Annotated in this window: 20 protein-coding genes and 1 other RNA gene; 16 read left to right on the top strand and 5 right to left on the bottom strand. The window is 35.7% G+C overall.

Annotated features, from left to right (window positions below; all coding sequences use genetic code 11):
• Nucleotides 1-6 precede the first annotated feature (6 nt).
• Nucleotides 7-1,695, bottom strand: a complete 1,689-nt coding sequence (locus Q0972_RS07170) for a M23 family metallopeptidase (RefSeq protein WP_299364235.1) — start codon at nucleotides 1,693-1,695, stop codon at nucleotides 7-9.
• A gap of 178 nt (nucleotides 1,696-1,873) precedes the next feature.
• Between Q0972_RS07170 and Q0972_RS07165 the strand changes: the two genes are divergently transcribed.
• The 4 genes from Q0972_RS07165 (at nucleotide 1,874) to rny (ending at nucleotide 4,312) form a co-directional block, all read left to right on the top strand.
• The gene (locus tag Q0972_RS07165) at nucleotides 1,874-2,164 is read left to right on the top strand and encodes a hypothetical protein (RefSeq protein WP_299364233.1); all 291 of its coding nucleotides are present in this window, start codon (nucleotides 1,874-1,876) and stop codon (nucleotides 2,162-2,164) included.
• Between the two features lie 18 nt (nucleotides 2,165-2,182).
• Complete coding sequence (locus Q0972_RS07160) at nucleotides 2,183-2,470, top strand: cell division protein ZapA (RefSeq protein WP_299364231.1); 288 nt, start codon at nucleotides 2,183-2,185, stop codon at nucleotides 2,468-2,470.
• 61 nt (nucleotides 2,471-2,531) lie between these two features.
• A non-coding RNA gene (gene ssrS / locus Q0972_RS07155) (6S RNA) lies at nucleotides 2,532-2,678 on the top strand.
• Between the two features lie 56 nt (nucleotides 2,679-2,734).
• A complete protein-coding gene (gene rny, locus Q0972_RS07150; protein WP_299364229.1) occupies nucleotides 2,735-4,312 on the top strand; it encodes a ribonuclease Y in 1,578 nt (525 codons plus the stop codon).
• A gap of 54 nt (nucleotides 4,313-4,366) precedes the next feature.
• On the opposite strand, the gene Q0972_RS07145 is transcribed toward rny, so the two are convergent.
• Nucleotides 4,367-5,275 (bottom strand): site-specific tyrosine recombinase, encoded by a 909-nt coding sequence (locus Q0972_RS07145; RefSeq protein WP_299364227.1) that lies wholly within the window; start codon nucleotides 5,273-5,275, stop codon nucleotides 4,367-4,369.
• Nucleotides 5,276-5,488: 213 nt separating this feature from the next.
• Here Q0972_RS07145 and Q0972_RS07140 point away from each other — a divergent pair, with 213 nt between their 5' ends.
• From Q0972_RS07140 to Q0972_RS07125, 4 genes are all read left to right on the top strand, one after another.
• A complete protein-coding gene (locus Q0972_RS07140) occupies nucleotides 5,489-5,986 on the top strand; it encodes an outer membrane beta-barrel protein (RefSeq protein WP_299364224.1) in 498 nt (165 codons plus the stop codon).
• A gap of 163 nt (nucleotides 5,987-6,149) precedes the next feature.
• Nucleotides 6,150-6,740, top strand: coding sequence for an outer membrane beta-barrel protein (locus tag Q0972_RS07135; protein ID WP_299364221.1), 591 nt, complete (start codon nucleotides 6,150-6,152; stop codon nucleotides 6,738-6,740).
• A gap of 77 nt (nucleotides 6,741-6,817) precedes the next feature.
• Complete coding sequence (gene aroQ, locus Q0972_RS07130; protein ID WP_299364220.1) at nucleotides 6,818-7,237, top strand: type II 3-dehydroquinate dehydratase; 420 nt, start codon at nucleotides 6,818-6,820, stop codon at nucleotides 7,235-7,237.
• A 1-nt stretch (nucleotide 7,238) separates the two neighbouring features.
• On the top strand, nucleotides 7,239-7,709 hold the full coding sequence (locus Q0972_RS07125; RefSeq protein WP_299364219.1) for an outer membrane beta-barrel protein: 471 nt from the start codon (nucleotides 7,239-7,241) through the stop codon (nucleotides 7,707-7,709).
• Between the two features lie 67 nt (nucleotides 7,710-7,776).
• Here Q0972_RS07125 and lpdA read toward each other — a convergent pair whose 3' ends face one another.
• The 3 genes from lpdA to msrB form a co-directional block, all read right to left on the bottom strand.
• Nucleotides 7,777-9,153, bottom strand: a complete 1,377-nt coding sequence (gene lpdA / locus Q0972_RS07120) for a dihydrolipoyl dehydrogenase (protein WP_299364217.1) — start codon at nucleotides 9,151-9,153, stop codon at nucleotides 7,777-7,779.
• A 129-nt stretch (nucleotides 9,154-9,282) separates the two neighbouring features.
• On the bottom strand, nucleotides 9,283-9,834 hold the full coding sequence (locus tag Q0972_RS07115; protein WP_299364214.1) for a DinB family protein: 552 nt from the start codon (nucleotides 9,832-9,834) through the stop codon (nucleotides 9,283-9,285).
• Complete coding sequence (gene msrB, locus Q0972_RS07110) at nucleotides 9,827-10,336, bottom strand: peptide-methionine (R)-S-oxide reductase MsrB (RefSeq protein ID WP_299364211.1); 510 nt, start codon at nucleotides 10,334-10,336, stop codon at nucleotides 9,827-9,829. The genes Q0972_RS07115 and msrB overlap by 8 nt, the downstream gene beginning before the upstream one ends.
• Nucleotides 10,337-10,514: 178 nt before the next feature.
• On the opposite strand from msrB, the gene glgA reads away from it, so the two are divergent.
• From glgA to Q0972_RS07070, 8 genes are all read left to right on the top strand, one after another.
• Nucleotides 10,515-11,717: a glycogen synthase gene (glgA, locus tag Q0972_RS07105; RefSeq protein ID WP_299364210.1), complete on the top strand. Its 1,203-nt coding sequence runs from the start codon at nucleotides 10,515-10,517 to the stop codon at nucleotides 11,715-11,717.
• A gap of 5 nt (nucleotides 11,718-11,722) precedes the next feature.
• Nucleotides 11,723-12,991, top strand: coding sequence for a glucose-1-phosphate adenylyltransferase (locus tag Q0972_RS07100; RefSeq protein WP_299364208.1), 1,269 nt, complete (start codon nucleotides 11,723-11,725; stop codon nucleotides 12,989-12,991).
• 126 nt (nucleotides 12,992-13,117) lie between these two features.
• Nucleotides 13,118-15,058, top strand: coding sequence for an alpha-1,4-glucan--maltose-1-phosphate maltosyltransferase (locus Q0972_RS07095; protein WP_299364206.1), 1,941 nt, complete (start codon nucleotides 13,118-13,120; stop codon nucleotides 15,056-15,058).
• A 3-nt stretch (nucleotides 15,059-15,061) separates the two neighbouring features.
• Complete coding sequence (locus tag Q0972_RS07090; RefSeq protein ID WP_299364203.1) at nucleotides 15,062-16,696, top strand: phosphotransferase; 1,635 nt, start codon at nucleotides 15,062-15,064, stop codon at nucleotides 16,694-16,696.
• 4 nt (nucleotides 16,697-16,700) lie between these two features.
• Nucleotides 16,701-18,611, top strand: coding sequence for a 1,4-alpha-glucan branching protein GlgB (gene glgB, locus Q0972_RS07085; RefSeq protein ID WP_299364201.1), 1,911 nt, complete (start codon nucleotides 16,701-16,703; stop codon nucleotides 18,609-18,611).
• A 148-nt stretch (nucleotides 18,612-18,759) separates the two neighbouring features.
• A complete protein-coding gene (locus Q0972_RS07080) occupies nucleotides 18,760-21,174 on the top strand; it encodes a glycoside hydrolase family 31 protein (RefSeq protein ID WP_299364199.1) in 2,415 nt (804 codons plus the stop codon).
• Between the two features lie 83 nt (nucleotides 21,175-21,257).
• Nucleotides 21,258-22,088, top strand: a complete 831-nt coding sequence (locus tag Q0972_RS07075) for a M48 family metallopeptidase (protein ID WP_299364196.1) — start codon at nucleotides 21,258-21,260, stop codon at nucleotides 22,086-22,088.
• Nucleotides 22,089-22,155: 67 nt separating this feature from the next.
• Complete coding sequence (locus tag Q0972_RS07070) at nucleotides 22,156-23,460, top strand: MFS transporter (protein ID WP_299364193.1); 1,305 nt, start codon at nucleotides 22,156-22,158, stop codon at nucleotides 23,458-23,460.
• The last annotated feature ends 315 nt before the right edge of the window (nucleotides 23,461-23,775 follow it).

Genomic DNA, 23,775 nt, shown 5'->3' with positions numbered 1-23,775 from the left:
TTAGTTTTATTTCCTAAAAAATGTTGCTTCAAATGTAGAACTATTTCCAACATTATCGGTAACAATTATCTTTAAATCGTTCTTAGTATCTATAACGATGTTGTCGTTAAAATCGTGTACCAGCATATTAGTTTTATAATCATACTCCATTAATATCCATTTTCCATTTACTGTTGCTCTATATTTGCTAATTCCAGAAAGGTCATCATCGATTTTCACTTTCAGATATCGGTATTTACTCAACCATTTTTTGTTCTGAAAATTAACGGGTTTTATCGTTGGGGCAACAGAGTCCATTGCAAGTGTATATGTGCCAAAGGTTTTGCTTCCTGCACTTAGGGTATTTCCTTTGCGTTTTGTGTTAATGTAGCTGGGTCTTTTACGATAGCCATATAGTTTTGCAATAAACACCTTTTCTAGATGTTCGGCTTTGTAATTGCTTAAATCGTAATTGATATAAAAATTCTTTTGAAGTGGAATTGTATCGGTATGAAGATATAGCGTATCACTATTGGCTTTAAAATCTATTAAAACATCTTCATAAGCTGTATTTTCATAAAAATTAACTGCTATGTTTCCAGACTTAAGTTCTGTAGATTGATTATTGTAGATGATAGTTTTGTCTGAATGGTCTTCGATATCCTTTTTAAGTTTTTCGTATTTTCCTGTAATAGGTATATTTACCCAAGTCTCATTACCCTCGTAGTCACGTATTCTAACTTTGTACACAGACGATGTGCTATCTTCTATTCTTACATAACCATTATCATAAGCATCTTTGTATAGGCTTAAAGGATTATTTTTTTGAATGAATAGTTTTTGAATTCTAGACTTCTTTTCCTTAAAATAGGCATAATCGATTAGTCGTTTAATATGTTTGGTTTCATCAAAACTGAATCTTTTAAAATCTATTTCCAAGCTTTTATTGCCGTTGAAAAATGTTTGAATATTACTTACACCATTATTATTGGGAGCCAAGTCCTGTTTGTCGTAAGAGGTAATTCCAAAACCAATATTGCCATAAGCCGTAACATTTTCAACGTCATAACTTCCGTTTTTTTGAGGAATCAATCGTAGCGGGATCCTTTTGTTCTTCCCATTAATTACGGCATCATCATCTTTAGGATAGGCATATACTGCAGACACAAAAGGTGGTTTAGAATCTTTGGCGCTAATACCGAAAAGCATTGGATTAATGGGGCGTTCTTGATTATCCCTAATTTCGAAATGCAAATGCGGTCCACCAGAGCTTCCTGTATTTCCTGAGTAAGCAATAACCTCATTGGATGCCACCTTCAATTCATCAGAACTGGGAAAAACCTCTACTTCAAAATTTTCCTTTTCGTATTGACATTCTTTGATATATTTTTCTAATCGATCAGAGAATTTTTGAAGGTGTCCGTAGACAGTTGTGTATCCATTTGGATGGGTAATGTAAAGGGCTTTTCCATAGCCATAATGCGATATTTTTATTCTACTCACATAACCTTCTGCCGATGCATATACTTTAAGCCCTTGTCTTTGTTGCGTTTTAAAGTCGATACCAGCATGAAAATGCGAGGAACGTAATTCACCAAATGTACCAGATAGTACCAGAGTGATATCCAAGGGATTTTTAAAGTAATCTTGCGGATATTCTGATTGTCCATGTACGGAACATGTAAGTAGTAGCAGTAGAATCAGGATTTTTTTCATATCGGATGCTGAAACAGCTAAAATATCAATTTGATTAAAATTTGCAAACCTAAAATCTGTATTATTTTTCTGAACGTTTTAATTCTCTCAATGTTATGTCAACTAAAAATAATTGTAAAAGAATTGTGTTTTTTCATTTGGTATGTTAACTTTGTTTCGATAGTATTGAATTACTTTAATGAGTAAAATTGAAGACATTGTTGATGCTCTAGAGAATAAAATTAGCAAGGTTTTGCACAAACAAGAGGTCTTAAAGCAAACTAATGCCAAGCTCTCTGAACAGTTAGAACAACAACAGAAAAAAATTTTAGAGCAACAAGAAGAAATCGCTTCTTGGGCTGATAAATACGAAACGCTCAAAATTGCAAATTCAATGCTCGGTAGTGACGAAAATAAGCGAGAAACTAAGCTCAAAATAAATGCACTTATAAGAGATATAGACCATTGTATTGGCCAACTCTCGGAATAAAGTTGTAAATTAGGCTAAATGTCAGATCAGTTAAAAATTAAACTTTCAATTGCCAATAGGGTCTATCCATTGACAATTAACCCAAAACAAGAAGAAGGTTTGCGAAAGGCAACAAAGAAGATTGAGGCCATGATTGGACAATTTGAGCAAAATTACTCTGTAAGAGATAAGCAAGATGTATTGGCCATGTGTGCCCTTCAGTTTGCGGCTCAGGTAGAGCAAAAGTCGATAGATAAAGAATATGTAAATGAAGAAGTTCAGCAAAAGTTAGAGGCTTTGAATGATCTTTTAAATGAACATATTTAACTCGTAAGTTCTTTAAAATACAAAAAGGTTACTGCCTACATTAGTTATATTTTTTTGATAAACTCAACGTTAATTCTTTAAAAAGGGTGAGTTGAAATTGTAAAAGCAAGCCATTAGTGCTGTTCATACTGAATTTGTTTCAGTAAATCAGTATCTCGAGTGGATCCTTGATCAGTTTGTTAGCCCTAAACTTGTTTTTAAGGAGTTTATACAGAATCCAAAACTGATGTAGGCTTTTTTTATATACTAAACTAATTAACTAAAATGGATACTAACACAATTTTATATATTGTTGGCGGATTGGTATTAGGATTAATACTAGGCTATTTTATTGCGAAGTCCCTTGAGAAAGGGAAAGCATCTAAATTAATCGCCAACGCAGAAAGTGAATCAAAATCTATATTAAAGCAGGCAAAAATAGATGCCGAAGCATTAAAAAAGGATAAAATTCTTCAGGCTAAGGAAAAGTTCATAGAACTTAAGGCCGAGCACGAAAAGGTAATTTTGTCGCGAGACAAGAAAATGGCTGAAGCCGAAAAGCGCATTAGAGACAAAGAATCTCAAATTTCCAATGAACTATCCAAAGCAAAGAAATCAAATCAATCCCTAGACGATAAAATAAAACACTATGACTTTAGGCTAGAATTCTTGGAAAAGAAAAAAGACGAGGTAGAGAAAGCACATAAAAGTCAAATAAAACAATTAGAAGTCATATCTCAGTTATCTGCTGAGGAAGCCAAAGAGCAACTTGTAGAGTCACTTAAGGAAGAGGCAAAAACTGATGCGATGGCTTTTGTGCAAGAGCGACTCGAAGAAGCTAAATTAACGGCACAGCAAGAGGCAAAGAAAATCATTATAAATACGATACAACGTATTGGTACCGAAGAAGCCATAGACAATTGTGTATCTGTTTTTAATATAGAGTCAGATGATGTTAAAGGTAGAATTATTGGTAGAGAGGGGAGAAACATTAGAGCTATTGAAGCCGCAACAGGCGTAGAGATTATTGTTGATGATACACCCGAAGCCATTATTTTATCTTGTTTTGATTCTGTGAGACGTGAAATAGCACGTTTATCTCTTCACCGATTGGTGACTGACGGAAGAATACACCCCGCACGTATCGAGGAAGTTGTGAAAAAGACAACTAAGCAAATCGAACAGGAAATTATAGAAGTTGGTAAGCGTACGGTAATCGATCTTGGAATCCATGGCTTACATCCGGAATTGATTAAAATGGTAGGCCGAATGAAATATCGTTCGTCTTACGGGCAAAATCTTCTGCAACATTCTAGAGAGGTAGCCAAGCTTTGTGGTGTTATGGCAGCAGAGCTAGGATTAAATCCAAAATTGGCAAAACGTGCCGGTTTACTGCACGATATCGGTAAAGTACCATCCTCTGAAACCGATGTAGAAACGCCGCACGCTATTCTCGGAATGCAGTGGGCAGAAAAGTATGGTGAGAAATCAGAAGTCTGCAATGCTATTGGAGCGCACCACGATGAAATAGAAATGACAACACTATTATCACCTATTATACAAGTTTGCGATGCCATATCTGGTGCCAGACCAGGAGCAAGACGTCAAGTTTTAGATTCTTACATACAACGTCTTAAGGATCTAGAGGATGTTGCCTTTGGTTTTAATGGTGTAAAGAAAGCTTATGCAATACAAGCAGGTAGAGAGCTACGTGTTATCGTAGAAAGTGAAAAAGTTTCAGATGATAAGGCGGCTAGCCTCTCTTTTGAGATCTCGCAAAAAATTCAGACAGATATGACCTATCCAGGGCAAGTAAAAGTTACTGTCATAAGAGAAACAAGAGCAGTGAATATTGCTAAATAAAGATAACTAACTCAAGTAATGTAAAAGGGGTGTTTTATTTTTAAAATGCCCTTTTTATTTTCTGGGATGGAATTTATTGAGCACATCACTGAGATAAGATCTGTCAACATGCATATAAACTTCGGTAGTGGTGATACTTTCGTGACCTAGCATCATTTGAATGGCTCTTAAATCCGCACCATTTTCTAATAAATGTGTAGCAAACGAATGTCTAAATGTGTGAGGCGACACCGTCTTTTCTAAACCGGATTTTTCAACAAGATTCTTTATAATGGTAAAGATCATGGCTCGTGTTAGTTTTTTACCCTTATAGTTTAAAAATAAAATATCCTTTGAGTTAGGCTCAACGTTAATGTGACGTCTTATGTCTTTCCAAATCTCTATAAACCTTTGAGTGGTCTTACTAACAGGTACAACCCGTTGCTTATTGCCCTTTCCTGTGACCTTTATAAAACCCTCATCAAAAAACAAATCGGATAGTTTTAGCTCAATCAGTTCACTAACTCGTAGACCACAACTATACAAGGTTTCTATAATAGCTCTATTGCGTTCTCCAAGGTTAATACCATTATATTGATAGCTTAGGTCTATTGTACCTATTAATAAATCAATATCACTGACAGATAAGGTATCCGGGAGTTTTCTGCCAATTTTAGGGGATTCAATTAAATCCATAGGATTAGATTCACGATAATTCTCAAAAATGAGATAGTCAAAGAAATTCCTAAGTCCAGAAATTAATCGCCCCTGTGACCTTGGCTTTATGGTTTTTGAAATTGAATAAATGAACTGTTTAATAGTCTCATGGTTAACATTAATAGGGGAACTACCGATCCTATTGTCATCAAGATAGCTAATTAGCTTCTTTATATCATAACAGTAATTCTCTATGGAATTTTTAGATAATCCACGTTCAATCCTTAAATAATGCTGATAATCTGCTATGGCTTGAGACCAATTCATATATGAGATGTGATGATTCCAAATGTATTAAAACAACTACGCAATTCATCGTATTTTAGTAATTAATTGTTAATAACAAAAAACATAAATAATTAATAATCAAGTATTTGTATTTTTTTGTTTACAAAATTGTTGATAACTGTGCCTGCAAACTTTATTTTTTTGAAAAAAAACCTTTAGTTTATATTAATCAATTTTAAAACTTTAAACATTATGAAAAAATTAATTTTGGCTGCTTTTGCAGTATTCGCTTTTGCAACTGTCAGTGCACAAGGACAGTTTAAGGCTGGGATTAGCGGTGGTCTTCCTATTGGAGATGCTGGTGATCTTGCAACTTTTGCTATTGCCGTAGATTTAGGGTATTTATTCGAAATCTCAGATGAATTCGACGCAGGTGTTACTACAGGTTACTCGCATTCATTTGGTGATGAAGTTACTATTTTAGGCGAAACATTTAATGAAGACGATGTTCAGTTCATTCCAGTGGCGGCTTCAGGTAGATTCGAAGTTGCGCCAGATTTTACATTAGGTGCTGATTTGGGTTATGCTATCGGAATTGGCGATGATGCCGATGGTGGCTTCTATTATTCACCGCGCGCACAGTATAGTGTCTCTGAAGCTATAGATATCGTAGCTGCTTATAGAGGCGTTAGTGTAGATGGTGGATCTTGGGATATCATTAGTGCCGGTATTGAGTTCGGAATTGACTAAGACTTAATATAGATTTTTGTATTTAAGAGAGGCCGTTTTTGCCTCTCTTTTTTGTTTGTTTAAATATCGATGAAATACACAAAAGATTAACATAACAAAGCGGCAAAATAGTAGCTCTAAACTTACATTTGCCGTCCAAATTAATTCTAAATAAATTTAAACAATGAGAAAATTTTTACTTATGTCTGCTATAGCAGTTTTTGGACTTACAAACGTCCTTGCTCAGGATGATAACGCTACAACAGGTGGTTTTGAAAAAGGTGATATCTATGCTAGTGGTTCTATTTCATTTGCTACTACAAGCTTTGATAATTTAGATTCTAATCAATTTGTGTTCTCACCTGAAGTTGGTTTCTTTATAACTGAAAACATTTCTTTAGAAGCCGGGCTCATTTTTGGTTCCTCAGAGAATTTTGGTGAGGATAAGACATCTACATTTGGTGGTGCATTGGGCGCTAATTATTTCTTTACACCAGCAAAACAGTTTTCCTTTGTTGTAGGGGCAGGTCTTGCTTATAGTAGTTCTAAATTTGAACCGAATGGAGGAGAGGAAAACACGGTTAATACTTTTGTAATTTCAGCTGCTCCTGGAGTGAATTATTTTGTATCTGATTGTATTGCATTAAGAGCATCTGTAGGCGCTTTGTCATATACAAGCTCAAAGGAAGATACTGACGGAGCTGAGGCCCAAAACACATTTAGAATCAACCTAGATTTGTCTAATATTAACTTTGGTGTCATTTACAATTTCTAGTAAAGTATTCAAAATTATATCAAACCGAAGCAAGTCGCTTCGGTTTTTTTGTACACTTATTTTAATATCTTTACTATATGAAGCAGCTCATCATCATTAATGGCCCTAATCTTAACTTATTGGGCAAGCGCGAACCAGAGATTTATGGCTCTGAAACGTTTGAAGACTATCTCAATGGCTTAAAGTCTAAATATAGCAATACACAAATAGAATATTACCAATCTAATATTGAAGGCGAGCTTATAGACAAGTTACAAGAAGTAGGCTTTAGCTATGATGGTATTATTTTAAATGCGGCAGCTTATACGCACACATCTGTTGGTATTGGTGATGCGGTAAAAGCAATTGAAACACCTGTTGTGGAAGTGCACATTTCTAATACGTTTTCGAGGGAGGAATTTAGGCACCAATCTTATATATCACCAAATGCCAAAGGTATTGTTATTGGTTTTGGACTTAAGAGTTACGATCTGGCCATAGAAAGCCTTATGAATTAGTATGAAGAAGATTTTTTTTATTTTCATTTTTATAGTCGGTTCTATTGTAAGTGCCCAAACAGAATTTGGAGTTAAAGGCGGTTTGAACTTTACCTTCTTTAAGGTTACAGAAGGTGATTTTGGCACCAACCCAGATACCGAAATTGGCTATTATGGTGGTTTTTTTGTGGATTTTCCAGTTGATAACGGATTCCATATTCAGCCCGAATTGCTTTACAAAGGCATAGGTGATTTTCGGTTTTTAAATGCACCTATTTATTTAAAATATGATATATACAATACGGTTCATATTCTGGTAGGACCAAGTCTTAATTATTTCTTTGATTTTTTTGTAAATAAGTTTAAAGTCAGGGCAGATTTAAGTCTGGATTATGATTTTTCATCAGCCCTGAGTATGCATATGAAATATACTATTGGTTTTGAGGAGCTATCTCCCAATGTACTTTTTCTGGGTTTAGGTTATAGATTATAAAATTGATATATAAAAAAATCCGTGAAAGTTTTAACTCTCACGGATTATATATTTGCAATAGTTTTTTCTATAAATGAATTACTTCATCATAAGCATCTGCAACAGCTTCCATAACCGCTTCACTCATTGTTGGGTGCGGATGTACTGCTTTTAGTACCTCATGGCCCGTAGTTTCAAGCTTACGTCCCAATACAGCTTCAGCGATCATATCGGTAACACCTGCGCCAATCATATGACAACCCAACCACTCACCATACTTGGCATCGAAGATAACTTTTACAAAACCCTCTTTATTTCCACCAGCACTAGCTTTACCTGAAGCTGAAAACGGGAATTTGCCAACCTTAATATCGTAACCTTGCTCTTTGGCTTGGGCTTCAGTGAGACCTACACTAGCAACTTCTGGTGAACAATAAGTACATCCAGGAATATTACCATAATCTAAAGCCTCTACATGATGTCCTGCGATTTTTTCGACACATAAAATTCCCTCAGCAGATGCAACATGAGCCAATGCCTGACCAGGAGTAACATCTCCAATAGCATAGTAACCTGGTATATTGGTTTGATAATAATCATTGACTAAGATTTTATCTCTATCAACTGCAATTCCAACGTCTTCCAATCCAATATTTTCTATATTGGATTTTATCCCTACCGCAGATAGAACAATATCCGCTTCAAGAACTTCTTCCCCTTTTTTGGTCTTTACGGTCGCTTTTACACCTTTACCCGAAGTATCTACTGAAGTCACCTCAGAAGAAGTCATGATTTTTATACCAGATTTTTTAAAGCTACGCTCTAATTGCTTGGACACTTCGTCATCTTCCACAGGAACAATCTTTGGCATATACTCAACGATAGTCACTTCAGTTCCCATCGAATTATAGAAATAAGCAAACTCAACACCAATAGCTCCCGAACCAACAACAATCATTTTTTCTGGTTGCTTTTCTAAGGTCATTGCCTTTCTGTAGCCAATGACTTTTTTACCGTCTTGTGGTAAACTTGGTAATTCGCGAGAACGTGCTCCAGTAGCTATAATGATATGGTCCGCGGTGTATTCCTTACCGTCTACATCAACTTTTTTTCCTGGTTTTACCTTTCCATGTCCTTCAATAACATCAATCTTATTCTTTTTCATCAAGAATTTCACGCCGTTACTCATACCGTCAGCGACACCACGACTGCGTTTTACAACAGCATCAAAATCGTGCTCGGCATCTTTAACCTTTAGACCATAATCTTCGGCATGTTTTAGATATTCAAAAACTTGAGCAGATTTTAAAAGTGCCTTTGTTGGGATACAACCCCAATTTAAACAAACACCACCAAGACTTTCTTTTTCTACAATAGCAGTTTTAAATCCTAATTGAGAAGCTCTAATCGCGGTAACATAACCGCCAGGACCACTTCCCAATACTATAATATCGTATTTACTCATGCGTAATTTTTTAGTTGAAATTTTGAGAGTACAAAAGTAACAAATTCCAAACAGAATTTTAAAAGGTCAGTATTGAAATCTAAACATTAGGAAAGCAAGGATTTAGATAAGGTTTTAGTAAAACTTGTGCTACAGGTCGTCTGTAAAATGCCTTTTGCCTTTATCTTTTGAAAATTTCTCTAAATTATAATCTTTTGATTTCCCCTTGGGAATTGATAGCGATTCCCAGTCTTTTCCTTTTATAAGCTTGCCCAAAAACACAATCTGCCCTGTGTGATAGGCATAATGCATCATTTGTCTATTGATGGCTTCTGTCACCGTGTGACCTTGATTTCTGATATATACGATCTTATCTAAGTCATTTTCAGAAAGCGTTTTAAGCGCATTGAACAAACAATTCCATCCCTTGCGCCATGAATTGATAATGTCTTCTTTTGAATTATAGGTGTCTATAAATTCATTATCGCGTTGTCTCCATTCTTTTTCGCCATCTTCTATTAAGAAGTTGGTCCAACGGCTGAGCATATTTCCCACCATATGTTTTACAACAATGGCAATAGAATTTGAGTCTTTAGCAAATTCTTGTTTTAAGTTCTCAAAAGATAATTGAGATATGGTTTTGTCGCCAAGACTTTTATAATATTCAAACTGTTTTATGGCACTCTCGAGATAGCTAGTCATTCTTTTCGGTAGCTTCTTCAGTCTCTTCAGGTACAAATTTTAGTGCAACACCATTAATGCAATGGCGTTTTCCTGTTGTTTCTCTTGGCCCATCATTAAATACATGCCCTAAGTGACCGCCGCAGGTGGCGCAGTGTTCTTCAGTACGAGCATAACCAATTTTGTAGTCGGTGGAAAAAGCGACATTACCTTCAATTTCTCTGTCAAAGCTTGGCCACCCAGTACCAGAATCGAACTTATGTTCGCTTTTAAATAGAGGTGTGTCGCATGCTGCGCAATGATATACGCCTTTCGCGTAGTTTTTATTCAAAGGACTTGAGAAGGGTCTTTCAGTTCCGGCTTTGCGTAAAACATAATACTGCTTTTCGGTAAGTTGTTCTTTCCATTCGGCTTCGGTTTTCGTAATTGGAAAGGTCTCTTTTTCTTCGGTTTCTTTTTTTTGGGCAATGCTATTGCAGTTAAAGAGCATTGCTGTTAACACTAATAATAAAATCTTTTTCATATTATAAAATTACAAAATTTTGATTGTCAGTTATGTCGATTAATATCATCAGAAATTACGATGTTGTTAAAGTTTATGTTTTTGTTAAGTAATTTCATCTTATAGCTTGTAAAATCACATTATTTCGTTATTTTACAGTTTAATTTATCAAACTAATTTTCTTCCAAAAAAGAAATCTATGAAAGCGTTATTTCTTACAAGAGAATTTCCACCTTATGTTTATGGAGGTGCTGGTGTACATGTTGAATATTTAGCGAAGGAATTGGCAGAACTTATAGAGGTCGAAGTTAGAGCTTTTGGCGACCAAGATATTGAGGGAGATCGTTTAAGCGTAAGAGGTTATCCATTTGAAGACGGTGTATTTGCCAACAGTGATGAAAAGTTAAAGGCTGTATTTAAAACCTTAAGTACAGGTCTACATATGAATGCAAACACTATAGATGCTGATATAGTACATTGTCACACGTGGTATTCGCATTTTGCGGGAATTATGGCAAAATTGTGTTATGGTATTCCCTTAGTTTTAACAACACATTCATTAGAGCCACTTAGACCTTGGAAGCGCGAGCAATTGGGAAGAGGTTATGATGCGTCTTCTTGGATAGAAAAAACAGCTATTGAAATGGCAGATTGTCTTATTGCGGTTTCAGAGGAGACCAAAGAAGATGTTTTAAAACATTTTGATGTCGATGAAGGTAAAATAGAAGTTGTCTATAACGGCATAGATTTAAAAGAATATGTTGTTGTTGATGAAACCGATGTACTAGAGGCTTATGGCATAGATAAATCTAAACCTTATGTGCTTTTTGTTGGAAGAATTACAAGGCAAAAAGGAATTATACATTTAGTTAATGCTATAAAATATATTGATACAGATACGCAGATCGTTTTATGTGCTGGAGCACCAGACACTAAAGAGATTGCAAAGGAAATGGAAGATGCTGTAGCCGATGCCTCCAAAAACAGAGATAATATCTTTTGGATAGACAAAATGTTGGATAAAAAAGATGTGATTCAATTGTACTCACATGCCGATGTGTTTTGTTGCCCATCAATCTATGAACCTTTTGGGATTATTAATATTGAAGCGATGGCTTGTGAAACAGCAGTCGTTGCCAGTGCGGTCGGTGGCATAAAAGAAGTCGTGGTTGAAGGCGAAACAGGCTTATTAATAAGCCTAGAGCAACAATCATCAGCGCCTTTCGAACCCGTAAACCCAGATCAGTTTTCAAAAGATTTGGCAAGTGGAATTAATACGCTGATCAATGATGGGGAATTGAGGAATAAAATGGCAAAAAATGGCAGAAAAAGAGTCGAGGATTTTTTCGATTGGAAAGCCATAGCTAAGCAAACTTTAGACATATATAAATCGTTAATATAAAATCAATGGTCAATCAAAAAGTAATTAGTATCATTCTTGGTGGAGGCCAAGGTTCTAGACTTTACCCTCTTACGGCTAATCGCTCTAAACCAGCAGTACCTATAGCTGGTAAATATAGATTAGTAGATATACCAATATCTAACTGTATCAACTCAGACATTAAAAGAATGTATGTGTTGACCCAGTTTAATTCTGCATCATTAAACAGACATATAAAAAACACGTATCACTTTAGTTTTTTTAGTTCTGCGTTTGTTGATGTCTTAGCTGCCGAGCAGACCATAAATAGTGATAAGTGGTTTCAAGGGACAGCAGATGCTGTTAGACAGAGTATGCATCATTTGTTGCAGCACAGTTTTGATTATGTACTTATTCTTTCAGGAGATCAATTATACCAAATGGATTTTAATGAGATGATTGAGGCGCATGAAGAAAGTGGTGCTGAAATATCCATTGCTACACAACCTGTTAATGCTAAAGATGCCACCGCATTTGGAATTCTAAAAACCGATGATAATAGTATTATAAAGTCATTTATAGAAAAACCAGATGCATCATTGTTACCAGAGTGGACTTCTCCAGTAAGTGAAGAGATGAAAAATGAAGGGCGTCACTATTTGGCATCAATGGGTATATATATCTTCAACCGAGATTTATTGGTTGAACTTATGGAAGAACCGAATAAGATCGATTTTGGTAAAGAGATTATTCCCGACGCCATCGATAAACATAAAACATTAAGTTATCAGTTTGAAGGCTATTGGACAGATATAGGAAATATTGATTCGTTTTTTGAAGCCAATCTTGGTTTAACGGACGAAATACCAAAGTTCAATCTTTATGATAATACACAGCGCATATATACCAATGCCAGAATTTTACCAACCTCAAAAATATCCGGAACCTTATTGGATAGAACCGTAATTTCTGAGGGATGTTTAATCCATGCTGCCAAAATTGAGCGTTCCGTTATCGGTATTCGTTCTAGAATAGGAGCCGAGTCTACTGTGATAAATTGCTATATGATGGGGAATGACCATTATGAATCCTTAGAAGAAGTAGAGAAACATAAGATCAGTATTTTTATGGGAATAGGGGAAAGATGTTTCATCAAAAACGTAATTCTAGATAAAAACTGTAGAATTGGAGATGACGTAAGAATTAATGGTGGTAAACATCTTAAAGATGTTGAGACGGATAACTATTTTGTAAAGGACGGAATAGTGGTCGTAAAAAAGGATGCCATAATCCCGCCAAAAACCATCATACAATAGATTTTTTAGTTGTTTTTTAAATAGTTTTCAAATTCAAACGTTGTAGTATCTACACTGGCTATAATGTCTTTTATATGTCGATAATGTATATTACTTTCGTGGCACAAATAACAATCAACCAAGACTATGCATAACCAAAGGCGAGTAGTTATAGATGCAGTAAAACCTCAAATAAACTGCGGAGAGTTTTTCATAAAACGTATTGTAAATGAAATTGTTAATGTAGATGCTCATGTCCTAGTAGATGGACACGATGTTATTGCTGCATCAGTTTTGTTTAAACACGAAAATGCTAAAAAGTGGAATGAGGTAAGAATGCACCTCGTTGTTAATGACGAATGGAAAGCTTCATTTAGAGTAGAAAAACAAGGATTTTATAGCTATAAAGTACAAGGTTGGGTAGATCATGCGCTAAATTGGCAGCATGGTATTGAACGTAAGATTGATGACAACCAGCATGTAAAATCCGAGCTTCTTGAAGGTATCACTTATTTGAAACCCTTATTGAAAAAAACAACAAAGGAAGAACAGCAATACCTAGAATATTGCATTGATGCTTTTGGTGACGAATCTAAGTATAATGATGCCATTAAGGAAGCTGTTAGTTCTGAGCTTCACGATATATTTGTAAAATACCCCGAAAAGCATCTAGCCAATGAATCTAAAGAGCTGCAGGTATATGTAGACCGTAAAAAGGCACTATTCAGTACTTGGTATGAATTTTTCCCGAGATCTTCTTCTGAAGTAGAAGGTCAACATGGTACATTCAAGGATTGTGAGCGTTTGTTGCCTAGAATAGCCGAAATGGGATTTGATACCTTGTATTTTCCACCAATACATCCCATAGGTGAAGTAAATAGAAAAGGTAGAAATAATACCACAGATGCTACCGAAAACGATTCGGGTTCAACTTGGGGAATAGGATCTAAATATGGTGGACACAAAGATATTCACCCGCAATTGGGAACTGTTGAAGAGTTTAAGGCTCTAGTTCAGAAGGCTAAAGATCATAATTTAGAAGTGGCTATGGACTACGCTCTGCAAGCTGCGCCAGACCATCCTTGGGTAACAGAGCACCCCGATTGGTTTAAATGGCGGCCAGACGGAACGGTACAATATGCAGAGAATCCACCAAAAAAGTATCAGGATATTCTACCGATCTATTGGGAGGGTAAAAACTATAAAGATCTATGGAAAGAATGCTTGGCTATTTTGCTCTACTGGATCGAAGAATGTGGTATTAATGTTTTTAGAGTGGATAATCCGCACACAAAACCTTACTACTTTTGGGGTTGGGCTATTTCTGAAGTAAAGAAAAAACATCCTGATGTGCTATTCTTATCAGAAGCATTCACAAAACCCAAAGTGATGCAACAATTGGCTAAGCAAGGTTATACACAATCTTATACTTATTTTACTTGGCGCAATACAAAGCATGAACTCACTGAGTATATAACAGAGTTGACACAAACGGACCAACGCGAATATATGCGTCCCAATTTCTGGCCTAATACACCAGATATTAATCCGTATCATCTTCAAGGTTCTAATGAGTCTAAATATATTCAAAGATATGCACTGGCAGCCACACTTAGCTCAAATATAGGGATTTATGGCCCTGTATTTGAACAAATGCTCGACGAGGCTATTCCGGGTAGAGAAGAGTATTATATGTCTGAAAAGTTTGAAGTAAAGCATTATGATTGGTTTATTCAAAACAAGCTAACGACTATTATTTCAAGAATCAATCATATTCGTCATCAGCACGAAGCACTCCAACAGACAAACAATATTAGGTTCTGTCATATTGAAAACGATAATTTAATGGCCTACTACAAATGGAATGAGGCCAAGACCGATGAACTTTTAATCATCGTTAGTTTAGATCACTATTACGTACAGCAAGGTTCAGTGCAATTACCATTGGGTGAGCTTGGTGTGCATCCTGGCCATCAAATCACTGTTAATGATTTAGTTACAGGAAGTAGCTACAATTGGTACAATGAATGGAATTTTATAGAGTTGCATCCCACCTTACCATTTCATATATTTAAAATAAATAAGTAGTTAATGGCCAAACAAACGACCAAAACAACCAAACTTCAGCAAGCACCATTTAATTTTGATGTACCATGGGAAGAACTCATGGAAAATAAAGATTTCGTAAAAATCTTTTTATCAGAAGTTTTGGAAGATTATATCGTTAGACAGCGTTGGTATGGTGGTAAAAGTAGTAAGTTAAAATACATTGAATTATCGGAATACTTTAGAATTCAAAATAAGGAAGAAGTTTACTATGGGTTAATTCTAGAAGTAAATTTTTATGAAGCATTTTTTCAAAATTACTTTTTGCCCATCGCATTTGTTACCGACGAAAATTTTGCAAAAGACGATAGGATTCTTCCTATCAGTATACAGAATAATAAGGGCTTCATTATTGACGCCATTAATTTAGAGGCGTTTCGTCGTGTCGTTTATGAGCGCATAAGAACTGCCGTACCAAACGATACTACTCGTGTTCAATATTATAAGAGTCATCTTTTTAAGGATACAGACTATATCTCGTCTCGTTTTATGGGATTAGAGCAAAGTAATACGTCGATAATTTACAATGACACCTGTGTTTTAAAATTTTTTAGACGAATTTATCCCGATCGTAACCCCGATTATGAAATGAGCCGTTTCCTTTCAGAAAGAAAGGGATTTAAAAATGTTCCTGGTTATTTAGGAAGCATTCAAATTAAGGATCATGAAGGCGTAAATATTACTATCGGGTTAATGCAAGAGTTAGTTCCTAACGATGGAGATGCTTTTGATTACTTCCTTAAGGAAATACACAAGGTGTTTTTAAATTTAGAGCAAAAATCTATAGATATAAAAGGACTTCCTGTTTCTAAAAGATTTCACCGCTTGAGCATATCGGACATTCCACCACAAATTATAGATTGGGTTGGTTTAAACCTGTTTGTAAAAGTTCAAAAGTTGGCAGAACGCACCGCAGAAATGCACGTAGCATTAGGTTCGGAATTTGAAGATACGGCATTCGAACCAACACGTTTTAATGGTGATTATACCGTTTGGTTAAAGAATAGGTTATTGTATCAATTTCAAAACCGATTGAATTCAGTAGAGAATAATCTTCACAAATTAGATGGACTAGCTTTAGAGTTAGCCGAAGAATTTTTGGAAAAGAAAAATGAAGTGCGAAAGCGCTTTGTAAATTTTGACTGGACCCAGTTAAGAGGCGAACGTCTTCGTGTTCATGGTGATTACCATTTGGGCCAAGTATTGGTAAAAGATGATGATTTTTATATCATAGATTTTGAAGGAGAACCAGAAAGTACGATTCAAGACCGTAAAGTAAAGCAACCACCGTTAAAGGATGTTGCAGGATTATTCAGGTCTTTTCATTATGCAATCTATGCAACAATATTCAATAATATCGATACATACAAGCACGGTCAAGAAGAACTTTTTGAAGCTGGAGAAGTATTGTATCGTTACCTAAAGAATGTATTTTTAGGGACATACGTTCAACTCATAAAGGATGCCAATATTAATATTGGATACCAACAAGAACGTATCTTTTTATTAAAGTATGCTTTGCTTGAGAAAGCAGTTTACGAGTTAGGTTATGAGCTTAACTCTCGCCCAAGATGGGCAGTGATTCCATTAAAAGGAATTTCAAATATTATCAATCACTAGATTTATGGCAGAAGTTATTGCACACAGTTTATTCACGGATTTTGATATCGATTTATTTAAGTCAGGAAAGCACTATCGATTATATGAAAAATTTGGATCTCACATTACATCAGTAGACGGCGTAGAAGGAACATACTTTGCGGTTTGGGCACCAAGTGCAAAGTCGGTTTCTGTAGTAGGCGACTTTAATTATTGGTTAGAAGGAGATCACAAACTATTTGTAAGATGGGACGAAAGCGGTATTTGGGAAGGATTTATACCCGGTGTTAGTAAGGGCAGTAGATATAAGTACAAGATTCACAGTCACCATAATGATATAAAGACCGAAAAAGCCGATCCATATGGCAGACGCTGTGAGCATCCTCCACATACAGCTTCTATAGTATGGGATGATGACTATAGTTGGAAAGATGAAAAGTGGATGCAAAAACGTAAGGATCACAATAGTATTAATGCACCTTTTTCAGTGTATGAAGTCCATTTGGGTTCTTGGAAGAAACAAGTTGAGGAGAATAGATTTTTATCATATCGGGAGCTTGCAGATGACTTAGTCTCCTATGTAAAAGAAATGAACTTTACTCATGTAGAGTTAATGCCAATTATGGAGTATCCTTTTGACCCTTCTTGGGGTTATCAACTTACAGGTTATTATGCACCTACCTCGCGATTTGGATACCCCGAGGAGTTTAAATTGTTAGTAGATAAACTACATCAGAATGATATAGGCATTATTTTGGATTGGGTCCCATCACACTTCCCTGAAGATGCACATGGCCTTGGATTTTTTGATGGTTCGGCCTTGTACGAGCATCCGGATAGAAGAAAAGGTTATCATCCAGATTGGAAGAGTTTAATATTCAATTACGGTCGTAACGAAGTAAAATCATTCTTAATAAGTAATGCCATATTTTGGTTAGATCAGTATCATGCCGATGGACTTCGCGTAGATGCAGTGGCTTCTATGCTATTTTTGGATTATAGTAGGGAAGATGGAGAATGGGAGCCAAATATGTTTGGTGGTCGTGAAAATTTAGAGGCGATTTCGTTTATGAGAGAAATGAATGAAGCCGTTTATAGTGCATTTCCAGATGTACAAACCATAGCTGAAGAATCAACCTCGTTTCCTATGGTATCTAAGCCAACTTATTTGGGAGGACTTGGATTTGGAATGAAATGGATGATGGGATGGATGCACGATACTTTGCAATACTTCTCCAAAGAGCCAATTTACAGAAGGCATCATCAAAACGACTTAACGTTTAGTATGACCTATGCCTTTACTGAGAATTTTATGTTACCATTAAGCCACGATGAGGTAGTCTATGGCAAAAACTCTATCTTAGGAAGAATGCCAGGTGACGAATGGCAACGCTTTGCCAATTTAAGATTACTTTACTCCTATATGTTTACACATCCAGGGACCAACCTTTTGTTTCAAGGAGCTGAATTTGGTCAGAGTGAAGAATGGAACTTCCAAGAGAGTTTAGATTGGCATTTATTGCAATATAATCCGCATAAAGGTGTTCAGTCCTTAGTAAAAGACCTTAATGCATTCTACAGAAAAGAACCTGCATTGTTCGAAAAACAATTCTCAGGGGAAGGCTTTGAGTGGATAGATTATAATGATGCCGAGAACTCAGTGTTAGTTTATATCCGCAAAGGAAACGATACTAAAAATGACTTGGTCATAGCATGTAATATGACACCCGTACCACGTGAGAATTACAAAATGGGAGTACCAAGAAAAGGAAAGCTTAAAGAAGTTTTTAATAGTGACTTGAAAAAATATTTTGGTTCTGGTGAATATAAAAACAAAATGCAGACTACAAAAGCAGAACCTTGGCAGTTTAGGGATGATTCCATAGAAATAAATATTCCACCATTAGGAATGGTAGCATTTAAGTATTCAAAGTGATATTTATTCAAAGTATGGAACGTTAGTTGGGTCTAAAAATTGCTCCGCAAACGTTGTAGTTGACAACTCTGTATAAATAGGTGGGTTTACGCTTTCTTAAGTTCTATTTTTTCCTTTTTTTTACGTGCCTTTACGTAAAAATCAAGCTATGATTGTAAATACCGAATTAGAACACAAAGGAAATCAGTTTCCTTCAAAAATAATTAACTTTGAGAAAGATGTTGATAAACTATATTTTACCACTAGCAATGATGTTATCCTTCAGCTTACGGTTTTAAGAGATAGTTTACTTCGTTTTAGATATACTACAGTTGGCAATTTCGATAAAGATTTTTCTTATGCCATTACAAAATATGCCAGTATAGGCTATAACAAACTTGAAATTGATGAAAAGGACGATTTGTTCATTGTAACAACTTCTAAGTTACGGTGCGAGATTTCTAAAGAGAGTCTAAGAATTTCCATTTACGACACTAAGGATAACACCTTAATCAATCAGGATGAAATTGGATTTCACTGGGAAGAGAGTTATCAATTTGGAGGTAATATCGTGAAGATGAGCAAAATCTCTAATGATGGTGAGAGTTATTATGGTTTAGGCGATAAACCAAATCACCTCAATCTTAAGGGAAGGCGTTACAACAACTGGGTAACGGATTCTTATGCTTATGGTAAAGATACAGACCCAATCTATAAAGCGATACCCTTTTACACGGGTCTGCATCATGGAAAAGCTTACGGTATTTTCTTTGATAATTCATTCAGATCCTCATTTGATTTTGCTCACGAACGAAGAAATGTGACGAGTTTTTGGGCTCAAGGTGGTGAAATGAACTATTATTTTCTTTATGGCCCAAAAATGACTGATGTAGTTGAAAGCTACACGGATTTAACAGGTAAACCACACCATTTACCACCTATGTGGGCTTTAGGGTTTCACCAATGTAAGTGGAGCTACTACCCAGAAAGTAAAGTCAAAGAAATCACTTCAACATTTAGAAAGCTAAAAATCCCATGCGATGCTATCTATTTAGACATTGACTATATGGATGGATTCCGTTGTTTTACTTGGAACAAGGAGTATTTTCCAGACCCCAAGCGTATGGTAAAGGAGTTAAAAGCTGAAGGCTTTAAAACTGTGGCGATCATAGATCCAGGTATAAAAATAGATAAGAATTACTCTGTTTTTAAAGAAGGCTTAGACAAAGATTATTTTTGCAAACGTGCTGACGGTGCTTATATGAAAGGTAAAGTATGGCCGGGCGAATGTTACTTTCCCGATTTTACAAATCCTGAGGTAAGGGATTGGTGGTCTGGTTTGTTTAAGGAACTTATTGAAGATATTGGTATTAAAGGCGTATGGAACGATATGAATGAACCAGCAGTTATGGAAGTGCCAAATAAAACATTTCCAGATGATGTTCGCCACGATTATGATGGCAACCCTTGTAGTCATAGAAAAGCACACAACATTTATGGAATGCAGATGGCTAGAGCTACCTATCAAGGGTTAAAAAAGTATAGCTATCCTAAGCGGCCATTTGTTATCACCAGAGCAGCTTACTCTGGGACACAGCGATATACATCCACTTGGACAGGAGATAATGTTGCTACTTGGGAGCATTTATGGATTGCTAATATTCAAGCGCAGCGCATGTCAATGTCTGGCTTTGGTTTTGTAGGTAGTGATATTGGCGGATTTGCAGAACAACCTCAAGGAGAGTTATTTGCGAGATGGATACAGCTAGGTGTTTTCCATCCATTTTTTAGAGTGCACTCCTCTGGCGATCATGGTGATCAAGAACCTTGGGCATTTGATGAAGATGTAACAGATATTGTAAGGAAGTTTATTGAGATTAGATATCAATTGCTACCTTATCTGTATACTGCATTTTGGAATTATGCAGATCATGGTACACCATTGCTAAAATCGTTGGTATTGTTTGACCAAGATGATGTACATACACATTACAGAACGGATGAGTTTATTTTTGGCGAACAGATATTAGCATGCCCAGTTTTAGAGCCAAATGCAAAGGGAAGAAGGATGTATATACCTAGAGGTAATTGGTATAATTATTGGAACGATGAAGTGATTAAAGGCGGTAAGGAAATGTGGGTAGAAGCCGATATAGATAGTATGCCAATTTTTATTAAAGAGGGCGCCATAATCCCGAAATACCCCATCCAACAATATGTTGGGGAAAAGGAAATCAGCGAAATCACATTAGACGTGTATTATAAGAGGGGTAAGGAAGAAAGTGAATTATTTAGTGATGCCAATGACGGCTTTGATTATAAAAAAGGGCGTTATAGCTTAAGGAACTTTAGTCTTACAGGTCGTGAAAATGAATTGATAATTAACCAGTATAAAGAGGGCAAGTTTATTACATCGTATGAAACTTTTAGAATACAGATTCATGGGTTGCCCTTTGATATTGCTGAGATTCAATTAGATAATGAGAAAATCTCCCTGACGCATCTAAAGTCTAATGGAACACATTCTTTTGTAGTGGATAAAAACTTTTCGGAACTACATATTATAGGCAAATTAATAAAATAAAGTGACCGATAAATCATTTTGGTGTCTCATAATTACAAACAGATTTTTGTACTTTAGTAATTATAAAATTTAAACCATTAGCTATGAATCTTAAAAAGGGGATATTGGCTCTAGGAATCATTGCCATTATTATTTCTTGCGCGACAAATCCATTTACAGGCAAAAAAACGATGGCTTTAGTATCTAATGCCCAGTTGTTTCCATCATCTTTCGCCCAATATAATCAAGTACTCAGTGAGAGCAAAGTTGTTACTGGAACAAAAGATGCAGAAATGATTACTCGTGTTGGGCAACGTATTGCTGTTGCTGCAGAGCGTTGGTTAAACGCAAATGGTCATCAAGGCTATTTGGATGATTATAAATGGGAATATAAACTTATCGAATCAGAACAAGTGAACGCATGGTGTATGCCAGGAGGAAAAATAGCCTTCTATACAGGCATTCTTCCTATAGCACAAAATGAAACAGGTATAGCTGCCATTATGGGTCACGAAGTGGCACATGCATTAGCAAATCATGGACAACAGCGAATGAGTTCGGGAATTTTACAACAGGCTGGAGGTATTGCAGTTGCTGTGGCCACTGGCAATGAAAGTCCTGAAAAACAACAAATGTGGATGCAAGCTTATGGCATTGGTACTTCTGTTGGGTTTGCTTTACCTTTTAGTAGAAGTCATGAGACAGAAGCCGACAAGATTGGTACTTATTTAATGGCTATAGCAGGGTATAATCCAGATGAAGCAGCAGAATTATGGAAACGTATGAAAGCCAATAGTGGAGGGCAAGCGCCACCAGAATTTTTGAGCACACACCCGAGTAACGATTCAAGAATAGCCAATTTGTTGGAATTAGCCCCTAAGGCTAAGGCAGAAGCCAGAAAGTTTGGTGTTACCTCATTCAGACCAATAAATTAATATTAAGTTAAACAATAATTAACTATTTTAGAAGCTGCTCAATAAGAGCAGCTTTTTTATTTTAATTATGGGTCAACTACAAAAAGGGAGTAAAAAACTTCTCAATGCTTGGGCATTTTATGATTGGGCAAATTCCGTTTATACATTAACGATAGCCTCATCTATTTTTCCAATATTTTATTCAGCACTATTTCTTTCAGAAGTAAAACGTGTCGAAGCTTTTGGTTATGAGTTTAAGAGTACAGCACTTATAACATTTGTTACCGCCTTTACGTTTCTGGTGGTTGCGGTTATTTCACCGATTTTATCAGGAATTGCGGATTATGTTGGTAATAAAAAAAGCTTCATGAAATTTTTCTGCTATGTTGGTGCAATAGGCTGTATCGGTCTATACTGGTTTAGTCTAGAACGAATACACCTCAGTCTACTATTCTATTTTATGGGGCTGATTGGGTATTGGGGAAGTCTAGTATTCTACAATTCCTATTTGCCAGATATTGCATATGAAGAGCAGCAGGATAGTGTTAGTGCCAAAGGTTTTGCCATGGGCTATATCGGTAGTGTTATTCTTCTTATTATTAACCTTGTAATGGTAATGAGCCAAGAAAATGGTGAGGATAAAATGCAAATGATGCGTTATTCTTTTATTACAGTAGGTGTTTGGTGGGCTTTGTTTAGTCAATACACATTTTATATACTTCCTAAAGGTGTTTCATCAGGCCATAAAGTCACTAGATCTATTGTATTTAACGGCTTTAAGGAGTTGAAAGGTGTATGGAATCAGTTAAAAGAAAACCTAAGATTAAAGCGTTATCTATATGCCTTTTTTGTATTTAGTATGGCTGTACAAACTATTATGTTAGTTGCTGTTTACTTTGGTGAGGAAGAAATTGCGTGGGGAAGTGATGATGCTAAAACCACTGGATTAATAGTAAGTATATTGGTTATTCAACTTGTTGCTATTGTAGGTGCAATTTTAACATCAAAAGCATCTTCAAGATTTGGAAATATAAAGACACTCGTTTTTGTTAATTTCATTTGGATGGCCTTGTGTTTTTATGCTTATTTTATGGAAACACCAATTCAATTTTACATCGCTGCTTCGATAGTTGGTTTGGTTATGGGAGGCATTCAATCACTTGCAAGATCAACATATTCCAAATTTTTGCCAGAGACCGAGGATACTACCTCATATTTCAGTTTTTATGATGTAGCAGAAAAAATCGGAATTGTTATCGGGATGCTCATTTATGGTTTTATAGATCAAATCACAGGGAGTATGCGCAATTCTATTTTGTTTTTGTTCTTGTTCTTTTTAGTTGGCATTATTTTGTTGTACAGAGTGCCTAAAGAAGGATATCAAGAATCTTAAGTAGTTAACCATTCCACAGGATGCATCAATGATTTCACAGGTCAAAATAGTTTCTATTGTTTTGATAATGATGTCTCGTCGAATGGGCTCAATAGAAAATATTTTTTGAAGCTGAGGAGAAGTAATATTATGTTGGTTTACTTCAAAATCCCATTAACATAAAAATAACAGTTTTCCATAATTTTCATAGTTAATTAAGTGTTATCTTTAATGAGCTATGAGTTTTTTGCACATAAAACCTTAAACTTTTGGTATATTTTAAGTAAGATAAGGCGCTGTAAATAAATTCATTAAGGGTTCATTATTTATCTTAAC

It is taken from the genome of Winogradskyella sp., from assembly GCF_028282165.1.
Classification (GTDB): domain Bacteria; phylum Bacteroidota; class Bacteroidia; order Flavobacteriales; family Flavobacteriaceae; genus Winogradskyella.
The sequence above is the reverse complement of the archived record's forward strand: the minus strand, read 5'-3'. Positions and strand labels throughout refer to the sequence as shown.

Coding starts and splice junctions, on each gene's coding strand:
- Q0972_RS07170 (WP_299364235.1), bottom strand. CDS start 1,695: ATGAAAAAAATCCTGATTCTACTGCTACTACTTACATGTTCCGTACAT.
- Q0972_RS07165 (WP_299364233.1), top strand. CDS start 1,874: ATGAGTAAAATTGAAGACATTGTTGATGCTCTAGAGAATAAAATTAGC.
- Q0972_RS07160 (WP_299364231.1), top strand. CDS start 2,183: ATGTCAGATCAGTTAAAAATTAAACTTTCAATTGCCAATAGGGTCTAT.
- rny (WP_299364229.1), top strand. CDS start 2,735: ATGGATACTAACACAATTTTATATATTGTTGGCGGATTGGTATTAGGA.
- Q0972_RS07145 (WP_299364227.1), bottom strand. CDS start 5,275: ATGAATTGGTCTCAAGCCATAGCAGATTATCAGCATTATTTAAGGATT.
- Q0972_RS07140 (WP_299364224.1), top strand. CDS start 5,489: ATGAAAAAATTAATTTTGGCTGCTTTTGCAGTATTCGCTTTTGCAACT.
- Q0972_RS07135 (WP_299364221.1), top strand. CDS start 6,150: ATGAGAAAATTTTTACTTATGTCTGCTATAGCAGTTTTTGGACTTACA.
- aroQ (WP_299364220.1), top strand. CDS start 6,818: ATGAAGCAGCTCATCATCATTAATGGCCCTAATCTTAACTTATTGGGC.
- Q0972_RS07125 (WP_299364219.1), top strand. CDS start 7,239: ATGAAGAAGATTTTTTTTATTTTCATTTTTATAGTCGGTTCTATTGTA.
- lpdA (WP_299364217.1), bottom strand. CDS start 9,153: ATGAGTAAATACGATATTATAGTATTGGGAAGTGGTCCTGGCGGTTAT.
- Q0972_RS07115 (WP_299364214.1), bottom strand. CDS start 9,834: ATGACTAGCTATCTCGAGAGTGCCATAAAACAGTTTGAATATTATAAA.
- msrB (WP_299364211.1), bottom strand. CDS start 10,336: ATGAAAAAGATTTTATTATTAGTGTTAACAGCAATGCTCTTTAACTGC.
- glgA (WP_299364210.1), top strand. CDS start 10,515: ATGAAAGCGTTATTTCTTACAAGAGAATTTCCACCTTATGTTTATGGA.
- Q0972_RS07100 (WP_299364208.1), top strand. CDS start 11,723: ATGGTCAATCAAAAAGTAATTAGTATCATTCTTGGTGGAGGCCAAGGT.
- Q0972_RS07095 (WP_299364206.1), top strand. CDS start 13,118: ATGCATAACCAAAGGCGAGTAGTTATAGATGCAGTAAAACCTCAAATA.
- Q0972_RS07090 (WP_299364203.1), top strand. CDS start 15,062: ATGGCCAAACAAACGACCAAAACAACCAAACTTCAGCAAGCACCATTT.
- glgB (WP_299364201.1), top strand. CDS start 16,701: ATGGCAGAAGTTATTGCACACAGTTTATTCACGGATTTTGATATCGAT.
- Q0972_RS07080 (WP_299364199.1), top strand. CDS start 18,760: ATGATTGTAAATACCGAATTAGAACACAAAGGAAATCAGTTTCCTTCA.
- Q0972_RS07075 (WP_299364196.1), top strand. CDS start 21,258: ATGAATCTTAAAAAGGGGATATTGGCTCTAGGAATCATTGCCATTATT.
- Q0972_RS07070 (WP_299364193.1), top strand. CDS start 22,156: ATGGGTCAACTACAAAAAGGGAGTAAAAAACTTCTCAATGCTTGGGCA.